The 23,014-nt window shown below is 47.2% G+C and carries 17 protein-coding genes; 11 read left to right on the forward strand and 6 right to left on the reverse strand.

Annotated features, from left to right (window positions below; genetic code table 11):
• The first annotated feature begins 73 nt into the window (after positions 1-73).
• On the forward strand, positions 74-1,810 hold the full coding sequence (locus C1A10_RS06040; RefSeq protein WP_101909396.1) for a DUF342 domain-containing protein: 1,737 nt from the start codon (positions 74-76) through the stop codon (positions 1,808-1,810).
• A 100-nt stretch (positions 1,811-1,910) separates the two neighbouring features.
• Here C1A10_RS06040 and C1A10_RS06045 read toward each other — a convergent pair whose 3' ends face one another.
• From C1A10_RS06045 to C1A10_RS06060, 4 genes are read right to left on the reverse strand one after another with little or no spacing between them, the layout of a single operon-like run.
• Positions 1,911-2,948 (reverse strand): protein-glutamate methylesterase/protein-glutamine glutaminase, encoded by a 1,038-nt coding sequence (locus C1A10_RS06045; protein WP_101909397.1) that lies wholly within the window; start codon positions 2,946-2,948, stop codon positions 1,911-1,913.
• Positions 2,945-3,790: a CheR family methyltransferase gene (locus C1A10_RS06050; protein WP_101909398.1), complete on the reverse strand. Its 846-nt coding sequence runs from the start codon at positions 3,788-3,790 to the stop codon at positions 2,945-2,947. The genes C1A10_RS06045 and C1A10_RS06050 overlap by 4 nt, the downstream gene beginning before the upstream one ends.
• 13 nt (positions 3,791-3,803) lie before the next feature.
• On the reverse strand, positions 3,804-4,280 hold the full coding sequence (locus tag C1A10_RS06055) for a chemotaxis protein CheW (RefSeq protein WP_101909769.1): 477 nt from the start codon (positions 4,278-4,280) through the stop codon (positions 3,804-3,806).
• Between the two features lie 5 nt (positions 4,281-4,285).
• A complete protein-coding gene (locus C1A10_RS06060) occupies positions 4,286-6,376 on the reverse strand; it encodes a chemotaxis protein CheA (RefSeq protein ID WP_101909399.1) in 2,091 nt (696 codons plus the stop codon).
• A gap of 181 nt (positions 6,377-6,557) precedes the next feature.
• Here C1A10_RS06060 and C1A10_RS06065 point away from each other — a divergent pair, with 181 nt between their 5' ends.
• The 5 genes from C1A10_RS06065 to C1A10_RS06085 all read left to right on the forward strand — a co-directional run bounded on the left by C1A10_RS06065 (position 6,558) and on the right by C1A10_RS06085 (position 12,574).
• The gene (locus tag C1A10_RS06065) at positions 6,558-7,970 is read left to right on the forward strand and encodes an antitoxin (RefSeq protein ID WP_101909400.1); all 1,413 of its coding nucleotides are present in this window, start codon (positions 6,558-6,560) and stop codon (positions 7,968-7,970) included.
• The gene (locus C1A10_RS06070; RefSeq protein WP_101909401.1) at positions 7,957-8,364 is read left to right on the forward strand and encodes an EscU/YscU/HrcU family type III secretion system export apparatus switch protein; all 408 of its coding nucleotides are present in this window, start codon (positions 7,957-7,959) and stop codon (positions 8,362-8,364) included. Before C1A10_RS06065 ends, C1A10_RS06070 begins: the two co-directional genes overlap by 14 nt.
• A gap of 87 nt (positions 8,365-8,451) precedes the next feature.
• Positions 8,452-9,138, forward strand: a complete 687-nt coding sequence (locus C1A10_RS06075; protein WP_180951017.1) for a flagellar brake protein — start codon at positions 8,452-8,454, stop codon at positions 9,136-9,138.
• A 14-nt stretch (positions 9,139-9,152) separates the two neighbouring features.
• On the forward strand, positions 9,153-11,285 hold the full coding sequence (locus C1A10_RS06080; RefSeq protein WP_101909403.1) for a cell division FtsA domain-containing protein: 2,133 nt from the start codon (positions 9,153-9,155) through the stop codon (positions 11,283-11,285).
• Positions 11,286-11,302: 17 nt separating this feature from the next.
• Positions 11,303-12,574, forward strand: a complete 1,272-nt coding sequence (locus C1A10_RS06085) for an EAL and HDOD domain-containing protein (protein ID WP_101909404.1) — start codon at positions 11,303-11,305, stop codon at positions 12,572-12,574.
• A gap of 52 nt (positions 12,575-12,626) precedes the next feature.
• On the opposite strand, the gene C1A10_RS06090 is transcribed toward C1A10_RS06085, so the two are convergent.
• Complete coding sequence (locus C1A10_RS06090; RefSeq protein ID WP_101909405.1) at positions 12,627-13,109, reverse strand: MotA/TolQ/ExbB proton channel family protein; 483 nt, start codon at positions 13,107-13,109, stop codon at positions 12,627-12,629.
• Between the two features lie 244 nt (positions 13,110-13,353).
• Between C1A10_RS06090 and C1A10_RS06095 the strand changes: the two genes are divergently transcribed.
• Positions 13,354-15,375: a methyl-accepting chemotaxis protein gene (locus tag C1A10_RS06095; protein WP_101909406.1), complete on the forward strand. Its 2,022-nt coding sequence runs from the start codon at positions 13,354-13,356 to the stop codon at positions 15,373-15,375.
• 43 nt (positions 15,376-15,418) lie between these two features.
• Here the strand turns inward: C1A10_RS06095 and C1A10_RS06100 are convergent, their stop codons facing one another.
• The gene (locus C1A10_RS06100; RefSeq protein ID WP_101909407.1) at positions 15,419-16,336 is read right to left on the reverse strand and encodes a chemotaxis protein; all 918 of its coding nucleotides are present in this window, start codon (positions 16,334-16,336) and stop codon (positions 15,419-15,421) included.
• Positions 16,337-16,661: 325 nt separating this feature from the next.
• Between C1A10_RS06100 and C1A10_RS06105 the strand changes: the two genes are divergently transcribed.
• The 4 genes from C1A10_RS06105 (at position 16,662) to C1A10_RS06120 (ending at position 22,978) form a co-directional block, all read left to right on the forward strand.
• A complete protein-coding gene (locus C1A10_RS06105) occupies positions 16,662-17,195 on the forward strand; it encodes a chemotaxis protein CheW (protein WP_101909408.1) in 534 nt (177 codons plus the stop codon).
• Positions 17,192-18,949 (forward strand): methyl-accepting chemotaxis protein, encoded by a 1,758-nt coding sequence (locus C1A10_RS06110; RefSeq protein WP_101909409.1) that lies wholly within the window; start codon positions 17,192-17,194, stop codon positions 18,947-18,949. Before C1A10_RS06105 ends, C1A10_RS06110 begins: the two co-directional genes overlap by 4 nt.
• A gap of 166 nt (positions 18,950-19,115) precedes the next feature.
• Positions 19,116-20,825, forward strand: a complete 1,710-nt coding sequence (locus tag C1A10_RS06115; RefSeq protein ID WP_101909410.1) for a putative bifunctional diguanylate cyclase/phosphodiesterase — start codon at positions 19,116-19,118, stop codon at positions 20,823-20,825.
• A gap of 104 nt (positions 20,826-20,929) precedes the next feature.
• The gene (locus C1A10_RS06120) at positions 20,930-22,978 is read left to right on the forward strand and encodes a thioredoxin domain-containing protein (RefSeq protein ID WP_101909770.1); all 2,049 of its coding nucleotides are present in this window, start codon (positions 20,930-20,932) and stop codon (positions 22,976-22,978) included.
• Positions 22,979-23,014 lie beyond the last annotated feature (36 nt).

Below are 23,014 nucleotides of genomic sequence, written 5' to 3' on the forward strand. Positions count from 1 at the left end.
GGCCAGCTGATATCTTTTTAATTTATGGCACGTAATTTGAGACATAAAATTATTGGCGGAGAGGAGCGGTATTATGGAAAAGAAGCCTTTGGAAAACCAGCAGCAGGACCCGGCGCCAGACTCGGTATTGTTTCGCTTGTGGAGTCATTTTAAAGACAAAAAACCTGAAACTGATCAGGCAGTATCCCCGGAAGATGGTCAAACGTCTGCTCAGGATTCCGAACAGGATTTGACGCCGGACGTCAGCGATACCGCTCTTCAGGATGAAAGAGCAGGTCCTGGCTCCGTCCTGTCGGAACAGGCCAATCCTGTTCAAACGCCGCCGGCGGAGGAAGAAGTCGGTCCGCAGAAAGCCCCCGAAAGCGGGCAGGAATCGGATGATGTGCTTCCTGAAGGGGAGAAGCAGGGCCAGGAAGAAGCGGAGGAGCCGCTTCCGGCGATTGATGCAAGCCTTCAGCTGAATATTTCAAAAGATGCCATGACAGCAACCGGAGTGGCATTTCCTCCTGAAAACGGCGGTAAAGACATCACGGAGGAGTTTATTCATCAGGCCCTGCTGGAAAAAGGAATTAAGGAAGAATTTTTCGCTTCGGGGATTAAGATGCTGTGTACCTTTAAGCTTTATCAAAAATCGGCTGTGCTTGCCAATGGTGTGTCGGCGGTAAATGGTAAAGACGGCTACATCGAAGAGCTATTCAGCAGGGACACTGATATTCATCTTGAAGCGGATGAAAACGATTCTGTCAATTATAAAAACCTGAATAAACTGCGTATCGTAAAAAAAGGGACTGTTGTATGCAAAATAATCCCCCCCGAACCGCCGGTTGATGGGAAGAATCTGTATGGGGAAGTCGTTGAGGGGCATCCCGGGAAGCCAATGAAAATCCATGTGGGAAAGAATATGGCGCTGTCAGAAGATGAAACGGAACTGATTGCTGCGTGCGATGGAAACCTTCGCTTTGCAGATGAAAAATTCTTTATCGAAGACGTCCTGCGTATTCCCGCCGATGTGGATAATGCTGTCGGCAATCTTAGCTTCTGTGGGGATATTGTCATAGATGGCGGTGTCAGGGAAGGCTTTACCGTACAATCCGATAAGAATATTACAATCAAGGGAGCAGTCGAAGGGGCTTTTATCAACGCAAAAGGCGATATCCTTCTGAATAAGGGAATGAACGGAATGGGCAGGGGATATCTGCGTGCGGGCGGGGATGTAAAGTGCCGGTTTTTAGAAAACTGCGCGGTCAATGCGGGAGGAACCATTAAAGCCGAATCCATTATGAACTGCCGCATAACGTCTGATAATGAAGTGCTGGTAGAGGGCGGCAAAGGCGTGATTGTTGGAGGAATCTGTACAGCGCGCAATACAATCAAAGCAAAAAATATCGGTTCATCCGCTTATGTCGCAACTACCATTGTTTTAGGCGTATCCCCTGAAGTATTGTACCAGAAGAAGCAGCTTACAAAAAAGATCGAGGAAGCGAAAAAGCAAGTAGATAATTTGGAAAAAGATTGCAGGTATCTGGAACTGGCAGCCCAGAAGAAACCGCTTCCGCCGGAACGAGCAAGCCAGCTTGCCCAAATGAAAAAGCAGAGGATGCTCTCCTCTGTGCAGATCAGTATTGATACCAAACAGCTTTTGGACATTGATGAATTGATCGAGAGCCTTGAAAGCTGCAAATTGAGCTGTTTCCAGCTTTATCCTCCGGTAAAAATTATGATGGCAAACGAATCCCTGCAGATCAAGGAAAGAGAAACTCATAAAATGTATTATTATGAAAACGGCGAAATTAAAGCCGGAAGTCTTTAATGCACGGATGTTTTGTCTTTCGTTTGCTCCTTCATGCAACTTTATAAAACCGTGGAAAAAAGGAGCAGATTCATCATCTGCTCCTTTTTTCTTCATTGACTTATTTTAGGGCATTTAAATAGCGAATAATTTCTCCGGCTATTTTGTCTAAGGGAAGCTGTCTTACAACGCCTCCCTTGTTAAACGCAACCATAGGCATCCCATAAACGACGCAGCTCTCTTTATCCTGCCCGATTGTGTAAGCTCCGGCCTGTTTCATTTTCAGCAGCCCGGAAGCCCCGTCGGATCCCATTCCTGTTAAAATGACGCCGATAGCATTTTTACCCGCCGTCGCGGCGACCGACTCAAACATGACGTCAACGGATGGGCAATGGCCGCTTACTTTGGCCCCCTGTTCGCTTTTGACATAATACCCTTTTCTGTCTTTTGCCAGTCGTAAATGGTATTCTCCGGCAGCGATCAGGACGGACCCCGGTACTACGCGATCGTTATTTTTTGCTTCACGGACATTCATCCGGCAAATTTTGTCAAGACGCTGTGCATACATATTGGTAAATACAGGCGGCATATGCTGTACAATGATGACCCCCGGCGTGGTAGGCGGCAGATCACGAATGATGGAGAGGATCGCCTCTGTCCCGCCTGTGGAAGCCCCGATAGCGATCACCGGATGATCGTTTTGCTTTTTCAAAGACAAAATGTCGGCAGAATGGACACAGGCGGCATGCTTGTTTACAATTCTGGCGGCGGAGGCAATTTTAATTTTAATGGTTAATTCACTGATGAAGCCATTCAGGTCTGCCGATGACTGGACTTCGGGCTTTTTTACAAAATCCAGAGCGCCGGCATCAAGTGCGTTTAAAGCGTTGGATGGCAGAGAACTCACTACAACGACCGGAAGGGGATTTGTAAACATCAGCTTTTTCAGGAAGTCGGTACCGCTTTTATGGGGCATTTCAACGTCCAGAGTGACTACATCGGGGTGAAGCGACTGAATTTTTTCCGCCGCATCATCAGCGTCCACTGCCGTGCCGACAATTTCGATATTCAAATCATTTGTGAGCTCCCGTTCAAGCATCTGACGGAACACGACAGAATCATCCACAATCAGAACTTTAATTTTTGAGAGCTCTTTCAACCGGGTTTGCCTCCTTTTTGATAGACTGCCGGTTTGATATAGCGATAATTGATTGTCTCCCGATTGATCACTTCGGAATGCCCGATAAAAAGGAACCCTCCGTTTGCTGTCGCATTATAGAACTTTTTAATCAGAGAGTCCTTTGTGGGGCCGTCAAAGTAAATCATAACGTTCCGACAAAAAATCAAGTCAAATGGCTTCTTAAAGGTAAAAGGATCCATCAGATTGAACGGACGGAAAATTACCTGCTTCTGTATCTTTTCGCATACCTGATAGGTTCCATCGGTCAAGCGGTTCATATAAATTTTTTTCCACTTTTCAGGCATGTCCTTCAAATTATCTTCTGTGTAAATCGCTTTTTTCGCTTTATCCAAAACATTCATGGAGATATCGGTGGCCAAAATCGTGGTATCCCACAAAGGTTTCTGAGCACCGAAATACTCGTCAATCGCCATGGCCATTGTATAAGCTTCCTGGCCGGCAGAGCAGCCGGCACTCCAAATGCGCAGGTCATGGCCAGGGTGGATATGCTCTAAAAAAGGAAGTACATGCGATTGCAGAAAATCAAAATGTTCCCGTTCCCTCATGAAATAAGAATGGTTTGTCGTCAGTTTATTCAATAAGGTCGTTACTTCACTGCCGGTATTATCCTGAAACAAAACATCTAAATATTGCTCAAAATTGGAAAAGCCACGTTCCCGCAGCATGTTGGACATTCTGCCCTCGATGAGGACCCGCTTTTTTTCCAGATTAATACCATATTTTTGCTTGACAAAAGTAATTAACGACAAAAATTCTTTATCCGTAATGCTAATTAAACCGGAAGGGGCGGCAATCGGCATTTAAACAACTCCCTTAGATCTTTGTATAATTTAAATCACTGTGAAAGAATTTATGGCAGTCAATATTCAAAACAACTTTTTCGCCGACTGTCGCAATCGACTGCAGGTATTTTTCGTTGCTGGTGGTTCCCAGTTCCGGCGGATTTGCCAGCTCCGCCTGATCCACTGTAACCACTTCAGACACACGGTCAACGATCAGGCCTACCTGCATGTCCTCAATCACCACCACAATAATACATGTTTTTTCATCATAGACGCGCTCAGACTGCTTAAATTTCAGACGGACATCGATCACAGGAACGATTTTTCCTCTGAGATTGATAATCCCCTTGATGTAGGTGGGAACATTTGGAATCCGGGTGGCGTTCTGGATACTGATAATTTCAATTACGTGCAAAAGCTCTATTCCATAGATGGTGTCTTCAATATGAAATGTCAAAAATTTTCCCTGAAGATCGTCCATTACAGTGCTAACAATGTTCTCTTCCATGACCATCACTGCCTTTCAAATATGCTCAGGAGGTTGTTGGCGTCCAGAATCAGGCTGATGCTTCCGTCACCCAAAATGGTACATCCGGAAAGCCCGCATTGCTTAATGTTGTAGCGGTTGAGAAAAGCGGGGAAAGGTTTGACAACCACCTGCTGCTCGCCGATCAGTTCGTCGGCGAAGATGCAGGCGACCTGGCTGGCGTTTTCAATCTGAATGACAATGCCTTCGGTCAAGTCCTTAATTGCGTTATCAATGGAAAACACATCGTGCAAACGAATGATTGGGAAGCATTCGCCGCGCAGCATAATCATTTCCGACCCGTCTGTATTATAGATGACCTGTTTCGGATCAAAGATTTTAAAGGACTGCTTGATGGAAGTAATCGGGAGGGTAAAGATACTGCCGCCAACCGAGATTTCCATGCCGTCCACGATTGCAAGCGTCAGCGGAATTTTAATTGTGAAAGTGGTACCGACATTTCGGGTGCTTTCCACGCTGATTGTACCGCCGACTTTTTCAAGATTTTTGCGGACAACATCCATGCCGACACCGCGCCCCGAATACTCAGTGACCGCCTCATTGGTGGAAAACCCGGGAAGCATGATCATGCTGAAAATCTCTTTTTCCGAATATTCGGATTCGGGTTTTGTCAGCAGCCCGTTTTTCTTTGCCTTGCTCATGATTTTTGCCGAGTCAAGGCCGCACCCGTCGTCAGAAATGGTGATCACAATTTCTCCGCCGATATTCTGAGCCGCCAGAGTAATTTTTCCCGTTTCCGGTTTACCAAGCGCCCGGCGTTCTTCTGCGGATTCAATCGCGTGGTCCATCGAGTTGCGGATCATGTGCATAAACGGATCGGTAATCGTATCGTTGATTGTTTTATCGACCTCGGTGTCTCCTCCGATGGTTTCAAGTTCCACTGCTTTATTCAGCTTTTTCCCCATATCGCGAACGATGCGGTTCATCTTCTGAAAGACGCCGGAGAGCGGGACCATACGGATGGACATCACGACGTCCTGCAGTTCATCGGTAAGCTTGCGCAGTTCGCGGGTCGATTTGTTGAAGTTATCCAACACAAGGCCTTTTAAGTCGGGATTGCTCGCCACCATGGATTCTGCTGTAACAAGCTCTCCTACCAAATCCATCAACTGGTCCAGCTTTGTCTGATTTACGCTGATCAGGCTCTGCTTGCTGCCTGCTTTTGCTGCGATCGCCGAGGTCTGTCCCTGATCGTCTTTTACCTGCACGGTTACAGTAGAAGCGGAGGAAGCAGCGGTGGCGTTTTGCGAAACATTTTCTTCCTTTGTTTCGAGAATCTCATAGGACTTTACATTAATCGAGTTTTCGATTATCTTATAAATATCTTCAGGGTTGGCCGTGGTTTTGAATTTAACGATAAATCCCTTATCAATGATTACCGAGGACAGTGAGGAGTCGGCTTCGGGATGGGGCGGAACGGAATCCAGCTCATCGCACCAGTCCTTCATTTGGGTAAGCAGCATAAACGCACGAATATTCTCCATCTGGCAGCCGTCCTCAAAAAAGACGCGCACCTGATGGTATCCGTCCCCTGTGGAAATGCCTGCGTCTGCCGGCGCGCGTTTGGGAACCGACTGCTGTTTTGGCGTCTGAGCAGTGGCAGTCGGAGCAACAGTGACCGGGACAGCCGCCCGCGGAGCAGCCCCTTTCATGATTGCGGCTTGCTCTTCCAGCAGGCCGATAATGGAGCTGGAGTCCTTGGGGGTATAGTCATCCGTCTGCAGGCCGTCAATTTCAGCTTTGATAAAATCAGAGGCCTGGAACAATAAATCATAGATCGAATCACTGATCTCTTTCAGCTTTGCCGGATTTTCGCGGACGATGAAAAACACATCTTCCACAGAATGAGCAAGGCTGGAAATGCTTTCCAATCCCATCATGGCAGAGGACCCTTTGATAGTATGCATGATACGAAAGATTTCGTTGATATTCTTTTCGCTGATATCTTTGGATTTTTCCGATTCCAGCATTATTTCATCGAGCTCTTCCAAAAGCGTGGTGCTTTCATAGATAAACATTTCCAACATGGATTCCATACCCGGATCGATAGAACTCATTGATACTCACCTACTAAATATGAATTAGAGCGGCAAAGCCTTCCTATATAGAAAGTCGACACTTTTTAAGATAACTTAATGTTTGTTATTAATTTTTAAAAAGAAAGTACGATATAGATTATAAGGGATTTATCAATCTCATTATAGCGCAATCTAAGGCGGTAAGCAAGGTGGTGCCTGAATGGCAGATATATTGAAAATCACGACTCCGCTGGTGAATAAAAACCAGATACAGCCGAATAAACAGGCAACCGACCCTTCTGTGCCGTTTAATTTGCAGGATGTAACCAAGGTAATTAAACCGGCGTCCAACGGGGAACTGCTCAAACAGAATAACGGGATGATTCAGAAGGAAGAAGCGTCCACGATCTTGTCAAATCTTCTGAAAGATCCGTCTGTTACGGTTAATTTCCTGAAAAATATTTTTATTTTGCAGGAAATTATCAAACTTCTGCCGGTGAATAACTCCACTGTGACACAGGAGATTGAACAGCTGTTCAATTCCCTGCTGATTAAGCCGGAGGATATCGTGGTAGAAATGATGCGGCAGGAGAACACCTCTACTGTGTTTAAAGGGGAGTTGTTCAATTTTCTGCGCGGTTTGATTGCCGGAAACCCCACACCGGAAATCCGTGCGGGAGTGGCAAACCTGTTAAAATCAATTAACGGGCTGCTGGGCAAGCAGGATGTGCTCAACGCAATTTCCAACAGCCTTCAGTTTCTCTCCGAAAATCTGGAGGCGAGCAAACTACTGTCCGGGCGGCTGCAGACATTGTCCGACCAGTTTCGCGCGCAGGATGCCGCTCAAAAATTCGGCGAGCTGAAGACGCAGGTTCTGGAGATTTTTAAAGAGGTTGAGGGAAGTATTCTGTATTCCCCGCGAATGGCAAAGGTGATTGCGATTTCGCTTTACAACCTGTCCAGGTTTAATAACAATCCGGACTTTTTCCAGGAATCTGTGTCCAATTTAATGCTTTTGCTGGACGGCAAACAGCAGCGCGGCGAACTGGCGGCGGGAATCGATCATTTTCTTGCCCAGATGACAAATGCCGGGGAACAAAACGAAAACTCCAAGATTATGGATATCCTTGCGCAGATCATCGGAAAGCAGGCAGACAATGCAGATTTTACGTTATTAAATTCGGAAAAGATTGAAAAAATTATTCACAGTTTGCTGTCGTCTCCCTGCAATTTCACCCCGCTGCTGCATTTTGTTATTCCGGTGCAGTACGACCAAATGAAGTCTTTTGCTGAAATCTGGATTAATCCAAATGGGTCGGAGGATGAGCGCAACTCTTCGGAACGTTCGGGCAAGCGAAACATTCATATGCTGATTGTCTTTGATATTGAAGGAATTGGACAATTTGAAGCGGAACTGAATGTTTTAGACCAGACAATCGATTTTTCTCTGTTTTGTCCGCCCGCCTATGTTTCTGAATTTTCCGGAATGAAAGACCGGTTTGTAAAGTGCATTTCTGCGTCCTCCTACCAGTTTGGAACGATTGCAATTGATAAGCTGGAACGTCCCCGCTCGCTCATGGATGTATTTAAATCGCTGCCATATAAAAGGACGGGTGTGAATGTCAAAATCTAAACAAAAAGCGGTTGCCTTAAAATATAATGCGGATGAGGACATGGCCCCTGTTGTGATCGCTTCCGGCTACGGCAGCATTGCAGAGCGCATTATCGGTATTGCGGAGCAAAAAGGAATCCCCGTATTCCGGGATGACAGCGCGTCCTCGCTGCTGTGTATGCTTGAGGTCGGCAGCAATATTCCGGTGGAATTGTATGAGGTAATTGCGGCAATCTATTGCCAGCTTTTGCAGACTTCTTCTGAAATTAAAAACAGGGAACCGGGGCAGACTTCTCAACCCCTTTCGGAACGTTCCGCGCAATTTGCGCGCCGTACGGCGGGCGCCCCTATGGGGGTACGCAGGAGAAAGGCGGCAGGGGAAGGAACAAAAACTGTGCGGGAAAAGAATGACTAGTCATTTTTGCTGAAAGCTTTTTTTCTCTTTTTATCTTGTTGATCCTGTGATAATATAATGATATCCGATGCCGGGGGAGGAATGGGCATGCTGCCTTTGCCAACAGAGTATATATCCTCAGTCTGTGAAATCAAGACATTGTCAAATGAACTGGTTGCCACAGGCACAATCCGAAAAATTACAGAGGAGTACATTGAAGTTTCCGACAAGACCGGACTCATGCCGATTGCAGCCTATGGGACAGAGGTAAAAATGAATGTGTTCAATTCAAAAAGCGGATTCCGGGTACTTGCAGGGAAGGTTTATACATCCAGCCTGAAGTCGATCCGTATTATGGAGGTTGTCAGCCTTCTTGATTTGGAAAGGCGGCACTTTTTCCGCGTGGAAGTAAATATGTCGGCTTATGTCGTCTTGCTGAAAAAGAAAAATGAAGAAGCTGAGAAAGAAAAAACAAAGGAAGAGCCGGATAAACAAAAAGAAACACCTGCGGCCCATGTGACGATCCGTAACCTCAGCCTTGGCGGCACTCTGTTTTCTTCAACGGAAAATTATGAGTCGGGCGACATCATTTCAATCAGGCTTAAATTCGACCGGAATGTTTTTCAGTTCAAAGGCGCCGTAAGAAGAACGGGGGATACCATTCACGGCCAGATGCTCTACGGATGTGAATTTATGGATGTCCCGAAAGCTGCGGCAAACGCACTTTGTGCATATATTTTCCAATGCCAGCGTCAGCAGATACATAAAAAACGGATGGAGCATCAGCAACTATAGATTCGGAGGATAATATGGAGGAAAACAAGGTGGAAAACAAAGGAGCGCCTGAGGAAGAACAGGTACAGACCCCGGAGCCTGTTTTTGCTTTGGACATCGGTACGCGCAGTATCATCGGCATTGTGGGTGCGCAGGAAAAAGACCTGTTCAGCGTATGGGCTGTCGCACAGGAAGAGCATACGCAGAGGTCTATGATTGACGGACAGATTGAAAACGTGGACCAGGTTGCCGCAACCGCCGACATTGTCAGAAAACGGCTGGAGAAAAAACTTGGCTTTCCACTCAAGAATGTCTGCGTCGCGGCGGCAGGACGGGCGTTGAAAACGCAGAAGGCTTCTTTTGAGATGGAGCTGGACCCAAAAGCGCTGATTACCCGCCGGCAGGTGTTTGAGCTTGAGATGGGCGCTATCCAGCAGGCAAGCAGCGATGTCGGCACCGGGGAGCAGGCGGGTGAACAGCCGCTTTACTGCGTGGGTCATTCGGTTATGAGATACTATCTGGATGACTACCCCATTTCCACTCTGATCAACCACCGCGGCCGAAAGGCGAAGGTTGAGATCATAGCCACCTTCCTGCCTACCGAGGTGGTGGAAAGCCTCTATACGGCGATGTCTAAAATCGGACTGAGCGTCGCCAGCATTACGCTGGAGCCGATTGCGGCGATGAATGCCATTATCCCGCAGGAACTGCGTATGCTGAACCTGGCGCTGGTAGATATCGGGGCGGGTACCTCGGATATCGCGATTTCCGACGGGGGCTGTGTGACTGCTTACACAATGGCTACGGTGGCCGGAGATGAGATTTCCGAGGCAGTTGTAAAAGAATATCTGGTGGATTTTGAAACAGCGGAAAAGATGAAGCTTGCTCTGAGCAACCATGTTGAAAAAATTTCCTACACAGATATTCTCGGGTTTTCCTATACGGTTTCGCCCGCGGAAATTATGGAAAAGCTTGCACCTGCGTCTGAAAACCTTGGAACGGTCATTGCCAGCAAAATTTTGGAGGTCAACGGCAAGCCGCCTGCCGCGGTATTTATGGTGGGCGGAGGAAGCCAGCTTCCACAGCTTTGCAGGCTGGTGGCCCAGAAATTATCGATTGATGAAAACAAGGTGGCTATCGGCGGGAACAACTACATGAAGCGGATGGTGACCGGAGAACAGGAAGTTTCCGGTCCTGAATACGCCACCCCGATGGGAATTGCGATTACAGCCATGTTATCCCAGGAAAGCAGCAGTTTCTCAGTATCTCTGAACGGGAGAAAGGTCATGCTGTTCAAAGGCAGTTCCGCAACTGTGATGGATTTGCTGATTATGTGCGGATATCGCCAGAATCAGATTATTGGGCGCTCGGGCAAAAGCATTAATTATGAGCTGGACGGCAAAAAGATGACTGCAAGAGGAGGGCATCCGACCGCTGCGGTCATTACAGTAAATGGCCAGTCCGCCAACATCTCAACGCCTCTACATATGAATGATCAGGTTTTGGTGGCCGAAGCTGTGCAGGGGGCGGATGCCGCCCCGGTTTTGTCGGAACTGGTGCCCGGATGGAAGCAGTTTTATGTCAGCCTGAACGGCTCCCAGATGTTTGCGGGGGCAATCGCCTTTGTGAACGGGGTACCGGCGGACGGAGACAGGCGGATTGGAAATCTCGACAGTGTGCAGACGCACCGGGTCGAAACACTTGCGGATCTTTGCATGGAGGCAGGGCTGAAGACTGGACAATACAGTTTTGTGGTGAACGGCAAGGCACAAAGCGATGATTATAGATTGGCCCCCGGAGACGAAATCCGTTATTTCCCTCTGGTTGAAGTGCGGCCGGTACCACAGCAGCAGGCAGCACTCATACCGGAGCCGGATGATTTGGAACAGAAGCCCGCGGAAGAGCAAAATGACCGGACGATCAGGATTATCCTCAATGGCCGCAGCGCGGAACTTGTGCCGAAAGAAGATCATACCCCGTATTTATTTGTGGACATGCTTAACTTTGTGGATATTGACCCGACAAAACCCCAGGGGGACATTATCCTTCGGCTGAACGGGCGTGATGCCTCTTATTTGGAAGTGGTACACGACGGGGATTCGGTGGACATTTATTGGGATAAGACGCAAAGAAAGCCAATGGATACCGCAAGCGGACTATTCAGGTAAAGAAAGGTGGGATTTATGTGCAGACTTATATTGTTCGTCAGCCGATCGTAGATGAAACCAATACTGTACAAGGATATGAAATATTATACCAGGAGGATGTCGACGGCCTTTTCAGCAAAGAAGACGTCAATGCCGCGAATGCGATTGAGAGTTTTCTGAATCAGCTCGGCAGCGAGAAATTTTTGGACGGAAAAACCGCCTACCTGACATTTACTCCTAATTTATTGCTGAAAAACATTCCTAAAATGTTTTCCGAATCAAAACTGGTGATTCAGATTGAGGACAACTCGATTATTCATCCGCTTGCTCAGAAGATTATTTACCGCTATAAAAAGCAGGGCTACCGGGTAGCTTTGAAAGGGTTTGAGTTCACGCCGCGCTATTTTGGAATTCTTGACGCGGTGGATATTATCAAAGTAGACTTTTGTGATACCCGGAATCCTTCCTTGAAAAACATTGTGAGCATCGCAAAAAGCTTTCATAAGGAAGTTGTAGCCTATAATGTAAACTCTGTAAAATCCTATGAGTATGCGAAGGAATGCGGCTGCAGATATATGCAGGGAGCGTGCGTTGCAATCCAGTATGCTTCCAAAGTGCATCGCATGGACCATATGCAGAGCAACTTCTTCCAGCTGATGGTCGCCATTACAAAGGACGAGCCCAATATTGACGAGATCGGCGCCATCATTTCCCGCGATGTAACTTTGGCGTTCTCGCTGATTAAACTGGTAAATTCCGCCTATTTTGCGTTGCGTAACCGGGCCAAGTCGGTAAAGCAGGCGCTGATTATTCTGGGATTGGGACAGCTCAAGCAATGGATTTATCTGCTAAGCTTCCGTCAGGAAAACGGCCAGATTCCGGAGGAGCTGGTGCGCATCTCTTTCCTGCGCGGCAACTTTTGCGCGGAGCTTTCTCAGTATGTCTCCAATCTGAATATTTCGAAGGCAGAAGCTTATCTTTTAGGGATGTTCTCCACACTGGGACTGTTGATGGAAGTGCCGCTGGCCGCAGCGCTTGGCGAGCTTTCGATTTCGGATGAAATCAAAGACGCTTTGCTAAACGGAACAGGAAGATGCGGCGATCTGTTCAATCTTGTGCTGTGCTATGAAAATGCGGATTGGGCCGGCATCACCAAATATGCTGAGTCGTTGGGAATCCCACTGAGCATTATCACTCAAAAATATTTTGAATGTGTTGAAACCGTCAATACCACATGGAGAAACCTGATGATGCCATACCCTGAGCAGGGAACAAAAGAAGACGAAGCGCATGTAGCGACACAGGAATAAAAATCCGCCGCATACATGATAAAAACCGTCCGGAATTATCCGGACGGTTTTTCTAGTTTATTTCTTTTTTAGGCTCTGTTTCCGCCGCAGGAACGGCAACTCCGCGGAACTGTTTATATTCCTTATAGAGCTCGGCAACATTGGATTCAAAATCAAGACCGAAAAGGGAAGGAACCAAAAAAGAAAAAATATGGTCGTGGTCTTCATCGCGCTGAATTGCCAGAACAGTCTCGGCGATCACGACGTTTTTTAAAAACTGCGCACCCGTATAGTTGCCGGAGGCAATATAATTATAAAGCACTTGCCTGACCAAATCGCTGCTGTTTATATCAACGATGCAGGAGACAGCTTTGCGCAAAAAAGGATCACTGAACTTAATGGAATCTTTATGAATGCGCTTATCCAGATCTAAAAGCCCAAAGTCATGGGCGTTGGTTGCCAGTTCCATGAGCTGGCGTACAATCGGGAGGCACTCCATCCGGTCTGTCCTGCTGCATTGAAGCCGCTGAGAGAGAAATTCTAAATCCATTTTCATTTACCTCTATCTCCACAAATTAGTTTTATGATAACATAACAGCAAGCCATTTCATGGTTTGCTTTGCGAGCGCATCGCCCTGGCCATAATTCGGTATAATAGCCACTTTATGGCTATTATACCATATTTGGCGCAAAATGCCTAATCAATCCGGATTAATATATTTTAACAGTAAAAATGTATTAATTTTTTATTTTTTGTGACGATTATATAAATAATAACACGCGAGAGAGGATGAAATCTATTGAAAAGTATCAGAAAAAAAATTACAGTAATCTTGATTTCGGTGATTGTGACTCTGAGCTGTATTTTTGGATTATTGAGCTGTTTTCTAACCTACACGTCCTCCGCAAACGTCTTGCAGCAGACGATGACTGAAACCGCAGAAATCGCTGCAAAACAGATTTCCAACAAGCTTCAGTCCTATGAAAGCGTTGCATACGAGGCTGGATGCTTGGAAACTCTCTCCAGAAGCTCGGTAACAAAAAATGAAAAACTGGCAATCATCAATCAAAAGTGTAAGGCATATCAGTTTGTCAGGGGCAATATCCTGGACACAACCGGGAACAGCCTTTTTGACGGCAAAAATTATGCCGACAGAGATTATTTTAAAGCCGCGATGAATGGACAGGCCGTGTGTTCCGACCCTATCATCAGCAAAATAACAGGTGAGCTGACGTTTATTGTGGCGGCTCCCCTTTGGGAAAATGGCGTTCCGGATTCCGAAACGGTCGGTGTGGTTTATTTTGTTCCGCAGGAGACCTTTCTGAGCGAAGCAGTGAGCGAAATGAAAATCGCCAGCGCCGGTTCCACCTCTATACTCAACAGGGACGGGATTACCATTGCCGACGAAATCCCGGAAAAGGTTGGTGTGGAAAATGTGATCGAAGCGGCGGAATCAGACGCCTCCCTGCGTGCAAAAGCAGAAATTTATCAGAAAATGATTGCCGGGGAAACCGGATTCGGGCAGTTTTCTGAAAATGGAAAAGCATTATTCAGTGCATATGCGCCAATTGAAAATACAAACGGCTGGAGTATTAGCGTAACAGCCAGTAAAACTGAATTTTTAGGCGGAGCAATTCTGTCGATTTGGATTACGGCGATCCTAGTTGCAGTCTTTATAGCTCTCGGCACACTGATTGCATTCCTTTTTGGCAATTCGATTGCACGCCCGATCAGGTCATCTGCGGAAAGGCTGAAACTGCTGGCGCACGGTGACCTTACTTCGCCGGTGCCTGAAGTTTCAACAAAGGATGAGACCGGTGAACTCCTGCGCGATCTGAAGATTACTGTTGAAACCCTGAACGGTACAGTTTTTGACATCTCAAACCATCTGGCAAAAATCTCCCAAGGGGATTTTACCGCAGAATTTTCGATGGAATACCCCGGAGACTTCAGCAGGCTGAAAGAATCCATCACCGTTATTCTGGATTCACTGAACAGGTCTATGGGACAAATTGGGATTAGTGCTGATCTGGTGGCGGATAGTTCCGGCCAGGTATCTGCGGGATCGCAGGCGCTTTCCCAGGGCGCGACCGAGCAGGCGGACGCCATAGAGTCTTTAGCGAAAACCGTAAATGATGTGTCGGGGCAGGTACATGACAACGCACAGAACGCGACCGATGCAGATTCGAAAGCGCGTGCGATGGGAGAAGAGCTGGCGGAAGGAAACCATCAGATTCAGAAAATGATGGCCGCGATAGAGGAGATCAGCAAATCTTCCGGCCAAATCGCGAAAATTATTAAAACCATTGAAGACATTGCATTTCAAACCAATATACTGGCTTTGAATGCCGCAGTGGAAGCAGCGCGCGCGGGCGAGGCAGGAAAAGGGTTTGCCGTGGTGGCAGACGAGGTACGCAATCTTGCCTCAAAGAGCGCGCAAGCGGCTAAAAATACCACTGCGCTGATAGAAGGATCTATCAAGGCGGTAAAGAACGGTTCTAATCTGGCGAATGAAGCCGCACAGACGATGTCAACCGTAGTGGAGAACGCAGATGTGGTGGTGCGGGTAATTGATCAAATTTCTCGTGCCAGCGAGCAGCAGACTGCTTTGATCGAACAAATTACAAGAAATATGGACCAGATAGCGTCTGTGGTACAGATGAATTCTGCAACCGCGGAACAAAGTGCGGCCGCGGCTGAGGAGCTCTCCAGCCAGTCCCAGATTATGAAGGATATGGTAAAAATATTTAAACTGAAGAAGAAACTGCCGGAATCCCCAAATACGCTGCAAAAGTCAAAAGAGCCTGCTAAAGTTCGCTGAGTACCGAAAAATCCTCGCCTCGAAAACGTGGCGAGGATTTTTTCTATTGTTTTGTCAGGCGGTCGATCACAGCAACCAGATTTGCAATTTCCGGCTTTGAGATCTGTTCGTCAGCGCCGACTTCTTTCCCTTTCAGTTTCATTTCTTCATTAATCAGTGAAGAGAACAACACAACAGGAATGCTTTTGAACACAGGATCGCTTTTCACCAGTTTGGTAAGCCGGTGGCCATCCATCAGCGGCATTTCAATGTCACTGACGATGCAGGAAACATGGTTGGCAATCGGGTCGCCGGAGGTTTTCGCCTCCTGCAAATAATTCCAGGCTTCCTGACCGTTGTCGGTTTTCACAGTATTGTTATATCCGGAACGATGCAGCGATTCCACAATCATTTTTGACAACAGCATCGAGTCTTCCGCGACCAGAATGCATTTTTCACTGCGCCCACGGGAGCCGAGCTTTTTCAGATCCTCATACTGAATGCTGGATTCAGGGCTGATTTCAGCAACAATCTTTTCGAAATCAAGAATGGTGATCAGCCTGTCTTCGAATTCGGCAATACCGGTTGCGACGCCTTCGTCTCCGCCGTAAATAATACGATCGGGTTTTTGCATTTTTGTCCAGGAGATGCGGTCAATTCCTACGACGGAATGGACATGAAAAGCGAAATTCTGATTGTTGAAATGGGTGACTATAAAAATATCACGGTCTTTGTTTTCGGAAGGAGCAAGATTCAGGTACTTTGCCAAGTCAATCACTGTAATGACTTCATCGCGGGGCTTAAAAATCCCTTCAATGACAGGATGCGCTTTCTGCATAGGTTTTACGGGGCTAAGCATCATGATTTCACGCACTTTTGCCACATTGATGCCAAAAAGCTCTCCCGCAATGGTAAACTCCATGATTTCCAGTTCATTGGTACCGGATTCGAGGAGAATTTCCGTCTGATTTAACTGTTTCATAAACCGAACACTCCATTCCAAAGCTGTAAATTTACCGGCAAAGCGGACAGTTCCCAGCCATCCGGGCCAATAAATTATCCTCTTTATTTATAATTATTAATTCGTCAAATAAACAGTTAAATAAAGAGCTCAGGTAAAAAAATAGAGTAGTTTTAACAAATTGTTGGTAAAATCGGGAAAAAATAAGAAATTTGATGAATACAATAAGTTTCGTTTGTATTATTTGTGCAAGGATGACAAGATTTGATAAATAATATAGTTTTGAATTTAGTTGATTAACAAACTGTCGAATTAATATTTAGATATTATATATGGGGGGCTAAAAATGTTTACAGACACTCGTACTGACGAGGCAGGCAATTCCGTGGAACAGAATCTGTCAGAGCATCAATATTTGACTTTTTGGATTGATGGACAGTTGTTTGCAATTCCGGCATCCGACGTCGCACAGATTGTAGGAATGCAGCGGATCACCCCAGTCCCGGAGTATCCGCAGTACGCCAAGGGGATCATCAACCTGCGCGGGGAAATTATCCCCGTGATTGATGTCCGGCTTCGGTTCCACAGAGAAGAAGCCGAATATGGCGAGCGAACCTGCATCATTATTGTATCAATCATGGAGCAGCTTGTCGGCTTTATTGTGGATACGGTAGAGGAAGTATCAGATATAGATGACGCGCAGATTTCCCCTCCGCCCAAGGTTTCAGGGGATATTACAAACGTTTATCTGAGTGGGATTGCGCAGCTTGAAGGGAAAATAATCCTGTTGGTTGATACGGAAAGAATCCTGAACGAGAATGAATTATCTGTTCTGAAAACAGACGGGGAAGAAAATGACGAGGGAGACAATATAGAATGACAGAGCGTATGAAAATTGGTAAAAAATTGACACTTGCTTTTGTGGGGGTAGCATTGGTTTCAAGTGTCGCCGGAATCATCGGTGCGGCTACAATGTATAACATGGATTCGCGTTATCGCTTTGCTCTCAGCAATTATGGATTTTCTCAGGGTGACGTGGGAATGCTGATTTCCGAGATGCAGGGAGTTCGCGTTTCAGCAAGTGAAGCGATTGTGCAGGACGCCAATCAGCAGGCGGTTGATACTTCCATCCAAACCATTGAAAGCGCACCCGATACCATCCAGAGTTTATTGGATAAAATTAAGCCGACCCTTATTTCTTCTCAGGAACAAGCCGCCTTTAACACGATTGAGCAATCGATTCCCCAATGGCTGGGGGCTATTCAAAAAGCGGTCGATATGGGTAAGGACTCGGAGAAGCTCAAAAATGACGCGGCATTGGAGATCATCAACGCAGAGGTAATGCCGGTATACGATCAGATTTATCAGGCCGCCAATACGCTGATGGCGCTGAAAATGACCGACGGCAACACAGTTTCCGGCAGTTTAAATGCGTTGTCGAGGATCATGCTGTTGGCGGTAATCGTGCTCGTTGCCGTATCACTGGTTTTGGGCCTTCTGTTGGGAACAAGCAGCGCGCGCAAACTGACGAAACCAATCCTTATGATCGAATCTGCCTCCCGGCAGCTTGCGGAAGGAAATCTGGATGTCGAAATCGCATATCACTCCAAAACAGAATTGGGAAGCCTGGCTGACAGTATGCGTGAGACGATTCAGTCGTTAAGAAATTATGTAAACGAAATTGAACGCAGCCTTGGAGAACTGGCAAAAGGAAATCTGAATGTGCAGTCACAGGCGGTGTTTAAGGGAAGCTTTATCGCTTTGGAACAATCGATTCAGTCCATTGCCGTGGCGCTGAACAAAGATATTGCGCAGCTCAGCCGGAGCGCGGAACAGGTGGCGTCCGGCTCCAATCAGGTCTCTTCGGGCTCACAGGCTTTGGCGCAGGGTGCAACCGAGCAGGCAAGTTCGGTTGAAGAGCTTGCCGCGACGATCAATGAAATTTCCGCACAGGTTAAAAATACTGCGGAACATGCGAATCAGGCCGGCAAAAAAATGGATGAAACCAGCGCCGAGGTGGATGTCTGCAACCGCCAGATGCAGCAGATGGTGGAAGCAATGGCAGAGATCACGGAAAGTTCCAACGAGATCGGCAAGATCATCAAGACGATTGAAGATATTGCTTTCCAGACCAATATTCTCGCGCTGAATGCAGCTGTTGAGGCGGCGCGCGCGGGTGCGGCCGGAAAAGGCTTCGCCGTTGTTGCCGACGAAGTCCGTAATCTTGCTTCCAAAAGCGCTGAAGCCGCGAAAAATACGACAGCTTTGATTGAAGGCTCTATCAAAGCTGTGGAACATGGAACCCAGATTGTTGGAAGCACCGCAGAGTCGTTGAACAAGGTGATTGAAAGCACGCAGTATGTCGACGAGCTTGTGGAGAAAATTTCGCACGCCGCGAACGAGCAGGCCAACTCTGTCACACAGGTTACACAGGGCGTCGATCAGATTTCGGGTGTGGTGCAGACCAATTCCGCCACTGCGGAGCAGAGCGCGGCTGCCGCACAGGAACTTTCCTCACACGCGCAGCTGCTCAAACAGCTTGTCAGCCATTTCCAATTGAAAGATGAATCCGTGCAGGAAGAAGCAGTTCCGGAGAGTATTCTCACTTACACTGCTGACAATGATAAATACTGATTTTTTAAAGTTTCGCTGGCTGCCCGTTTTTGTTACAAAAACTGGCAGCCAGCGGAAAAGCTTTCGGTAAGTGGACAAACCCGGTGCGAATGTGTTCCATATGGTATGATGACATTTACCTTATAGAATCAATAATGTTTAATTTTATCCGACAGGCGGTGCTTGGATGCAATTACCGAGAGAAAAGTTGCAGCTTCTCTATGAAAATCTATTTCAGCTCGTAGATTGCGGTGTTGGAGAGTGGGATCCGCAGACGCATAAATTCAGCGCGAACATTTATTGGGAAATCCTTTACGGTGGAAAGCCCCCTCAAACGCTTGACTTCGGCGGGCTGATCAATTTATTGTTCCAGTGGCATCCCGCAACAGATAGGCAGCGCTTTGTTCGTGCTTATGAAAGTAGGGAAACCTGCTACCGCACAAGCGGTTCTGTTGTAGATGAACGGCAGGGTGTCAAAGAGGTCTCCGAAACATTTTATTTTTTGCGCGGCGATGATGGAACTCCGCTGAGAGTTCTTTGCTGCGTTTCTGACAGTGATCATTTTTATCTGAAAGACCGCCCGGATATGGGTCATTCCTACGACGCGCTTACCATGCTGCCCGACCGCAATTCCATGCTTGCGACACTAAGTGAAGTCGCTTTTCAGCCGGGCAGTATTTTTCAGCAAAATGCGCTTTTGGTGATTGATGTGAACCAGTTTGCCCGTGTGAATAACCACTACGGGTATTCTACGGGCGATTATGTCATTCAGGAGATTGCACAGCGGCTTGCGGCTCTAAAATCGTCGAGAGTCTGTGTTTACCGAGGGGAAAGCAATAACTTTACGATCATTTCCCGCAGCATCAGCCATGTAGATGAATTGGACTGGCTGGTAAAGCAGGTATATTCCTGTTTTGAGACGCCCTTTCCTGTCAATGCCGGAAAGCGTAAGCTCATGCTGACTGTCAGCGTGGGGGCGACCACCTTTTATTCGGACGGCGAAGAACCGGATACCATTATCAGCTGTGCTTTTGCCGCGCTGAAACGGGCAAAGCAAAATGGGAATTTCGGTAACAATTTTGCACTTTTTAATCAATCCCTGCTGGTGGGTATCCAGCAAAGGGAACGGATTATATCCGTTCTGGAGAAGCATCGGGAAAATCATTGTCTGAAGCTGTTTTTTCAGCCGCAGATCAACAGCGCCAATAATCGGCTGCATGCGCTGGAGGCGCTGCTGCGTATGGATAGCCCCCAGACGGGATTTGTGCTGCCATCGGACTTTATACCGATTGCGGAAGAAACCGGCTTGATTATTGATGTAGGATACTGGGTGCTGGAGGAATGCTGCCGGGCAGCGAAACGATTCCACTGGCAGGGGCTTCAGTTTCATACATTGGCAGTCAACATTTCGCTTGTACAGCTGATGTCGCCCAACTTTGTGGAAAAAGTAAAGAAAATTGTGACGGCGGCAGATCTGGACCCGAGTTGGCTGGAGTTTGAAATCACAGAATCAGTGCTGATGAATTCTGTGGAGTATGGAGCTCATCTGCTGATGGAGCTGAAAAAGTTTGGAATCAATATTACGCTGGATGACTTTGGTTTAGAATATTCTTCCCTGAATTATATCAGGGCGCTTTCGATTGATACGCTTAAAATTGATAAAGTGTTTGTGGATACGATTTGTAACGATTCAAAATCGAAATCAATTGTTGAAATGATTTTGAATATGGCCCGCCAGATTGGTATGGAGGTCGTGGCGGAGGGTGTGGAAACTTATGAGCAGCTTGAAGAACTGCGCAGGATGCTTTGCCCGATTATCCAGGGATATTATTTCTGCCGGCCGCTTCCTGAGTCTGAAATTACAGAAAAATATAAAATTGAAATACCCGTGCGCTGAAGCACGGGTATTTTTTGCGTGTTTGCAGATTTAAAAATAAAGTGAGGTTTTATTGGAAAATCTAATATCGTATGTTTATTATGGACAGCAGCTTACCGGAAAGGATGGTTCGCTTGAAAACACAGGAAAAACCAAATGCTCTGATCAATGAAACTTCACCTTATCTTCTGCAACACGCTTATAATCCCGTAAACTGGTACCCTTGGGGAGAAAAAGCATTCCAAAAAGCAAAATCCGAAGGAAAACCGATTTTCCTTTCGATAGGATACAGCACCTGCCACTGGTGCCATGTTATGGCGCATGAATCCTTCGAAGACCGGGAGGTGGCCGATTATCTCAATGCTCATTTTGTTTCCATCAAGGTGGACAGGGAAGAACGGCCGGATATCGACGCGGTCTATATGGGTGTTTGTCAGGCGCTGACCGGCAGCGGTGGATGGCCGATGACGATTTTTATGACCCCGGATCAAAAACCGTTTTACGCGGGCACCTATTTTCCGAAACGGAAACGTTATGGGCACCCGGGACTGTTGGAATTGCTGGAGGCCATTCGGCAGAGCTGGGAGACTGAAAAAGACCGGCTGTATGCCGCCGGTGAGGAAATCACCGCGCTGTTTCAGCCGGGGGAGGGAGCTGACGGAGAGGAGCGGCTGCCGGATGGTACGTCCGCGGAACGCGCCGCCGCATACTTTGAGAAGATATTTGACCGGAAAAACGGCGGGTTTGGCGCGGCGCCTAAATTTCCGACCCCGCACAATCTTATGTTTCTTTTGCGCTATTATCTGATCGGAAAAAATCCGCAGACTCTGCAAATGGTCGAGAAGACGTTACAGCAGATCTATCGCGGCGGTATTTTCGACCATATCGGTTTTGGCTTTTCCCGTTATTCCACCGACGAAAAGTGGTTGGTGCCGCACTTTGAAAAAATGCTGTACGACAATGCATTGCTTACAATTGCGCTGGCGGAAACCTATGGCGTAACAAAGAATCCGCTGTACCGGACAGCTGCGGAACAGACACTGACCTATATTGAACGGGAAATGACATCCCCTGAGGGGGGATTTTATTCTGCGCAGGATGCCGACAGCGAGGGGGAGGAAGGAAAGTACTATACGTTTACCCCCCGCGAAGTGGAGTCCATACTTGGAAAAGAGGAAGGTACGCATGTCTGCCGTTTTCTCGATATTACGCCGAAGGGAAACTTTGAAGGAAAAAGCATCCCAAATTTGCTGCAAAATCCTGATTACCAAACTGCGGATTCGATTCTCGAACGCGCAAGGCCGCGGCTGAGGGAGTACCGCGGCAAACGAACGGTTCTGCACAAAGACGATAAAATTCTGACTGCATGGAATGCGCTGATGATAGTGGCATATACAAAGGCTTACCGAACTTTTGGAGAAACGCCGTATCTTTCCTGTGCGATGCGGGCAAGGCAGTTTATTCAGGATTCCCTGACGGACAAAGATGGGTTGCTCTATATCAGTTATCGTGACGGAAAAGTATCCGGAGCCGGGCTTTTAGATGACTACGCTTTTTTAACCTGGGCGGACCTGGAATTGTATGAGGCAACGTTTCAGGTCAAATATCTGGAAAGCGCCCTCAAGCTGGCGCAAACAGTCGTTCTGCGGTTTGCTGATGAAGCGGGCGGATTCTTTCTCAACGCTGAAAACGGGGAAAACCTCATCTTCCGTCCTAAGGAGCAGTATGATGGGGCGATGCCGTCTGGAAACTCAGTTTTCGCCTACTGCCTTGTGAAATTGGCGGCGCTTACCGGAGAACAGAACTGGCAGCAGGCGGCTGACCGGCAGCTCGCTTTCTATAAAAGGCCATTTTCGGAACAACCGGGTGCGTATAGCTTTGCGCTGATGGCGCTGATGCTGTCTGTATATCCCACAAAAGAAGTGGTCTGCGTTTTTCAGGAAGAGCGGGGTGCCACAGAGCTGCATCGGGAGTTGTATGGCCTTTTTTCGCCGCAAACATCCATATTGGTGAAAACTGCGGCAAACGCGGAGCAGCTTTCCAAAGCGGCACCCTTTACCCGGGATTACTTTTGTAAAGAAGGACAGAAGGCGGCTTTTTATGTCTGCCAGAACCAAAGCTGCTCCCCGCCGGTAGAGAACGCAGGAGAACTGCTGCGGCAAATCAACCTGTAATAAGGCCGCTCTGCCAGCCGGACAAAAAGCTGGCTG

The sequence above is a fragment of the Marasmitruncus massiliensis genome, from assembly GCF_900186535.1.
Classification (GTDB): Bacteria; Bacillota; Clostridia; order Oscillospirales; family Ruminococcaceae; genus Anaerotruncus; species Anaerotruncus massiliensis_A.

What these genes read in the sequence shown, in the direction of transcription:
- C1A10_RS06040 (WP_101909396.1), top strand. Translation starts at nt 74, where the DNA reads ATGGAAAAGAAGCCTTTGGAAAACCAGCAGCAGGACCCGGCGCCAGAC.
- C1A10_RS06050 (WP_101909398.1), bottom strand. Translation starts at nt 3,790, where the DNA reads ATGCCGATTGCCGCCCCTTCCGGTTTAATTAGCATTACGGATAAAGAA.
- C1A10_RS06055 (WP_101909769.1), bottom strand. Translation starts at nt 4,280, where the DNA reads ATGGAAGAGAACATTGTTAGCACTGTAATGGACGATCTTCAGGGAAAA.
- C1A10_RS06060 (WP_101909399.1), bottom strand. Translation starts at nt 6,376, where the DNA reads ATGAGTTCTATCGATCCGGGTATGGAATCCATGTTGGAAATGTTTATC.
- C1A10_RS06065 (WP_101909400.1), top strand. Translation starts at nt 6,558, where the DNA reads ATGGCAGATATATTGAAAATCACGACTCCGCTGGTGAATAAAAACCAG.
- C1A10_RS06070 (WP_101909401.1), top strand. Translation starts at nt 7,957, where the DNA reads ATGTCAAAATCTAAACAAAAAGCGGTTGCCTTAAAATATAATGCGGAT.
- C1A10_RS06075 (WP_180951017.1), top strand. Translation starts at nt 8,452, where the DNA reads ATGCTGCCTTTGCCAACAGAGTATATATCCTCAGTCTGTGAAATCAAG.
- C1A10_RS06080 (WP_101909403.1), top strand. Translation starts at nt 9,153, where the DNA reads ATGGAGGAAAACAAGGTGGAAAACAAAGGAGCGCCTGAGGAAGAACAG.
- C1A10_RS06090 (WP_101909405.1), bottom strand. Translation starts at nt 13,109, where the DNA reads ATGAAAATGGATTTAGAATTTCTCTCTCAGCGGCTTCAATGCAGCAGG.
- C1A10_RS06100 (WP_101909407.1), bottom strand. Translation starts at nt 16,336, where the DNA reads ATGAAACAGTTAAATCAGACGGAAATTCTCCTCGAATCCGGTACCAAT.
- C1A10_RS06105 (WP_101909408.1), top strand. Translation starts at nt 16,662, where the DNA reads ATGTTTACAGACACTCGTACTGACGAGGCAGGCAATTCCGTGGAACAG.
- C1A10_RS06110 (WP_101909409.1), top strand. Translation starts at nt 17,192, where the DNA reads ATGACAGAGCGTATGAAAATTGGTAAAAAATTGACACTTGCTTTTGTG.
- C1A10_RS06115 (WP_101909410.1), top strand. Translation starts at nt 19,116, where the DNA reads ATGCAATTACCGAGAGAAAAGTTGCAGCTTCTCTATGAAAATCTATTT.
- C1A10_RS06120 (WP_101909770.1), top strand. Translation starts at nt 20,930, where the DNA reads ATGGTTCGCTTGAAAACACAGGAAAAACCAAATGCTCTGATCAATGAA.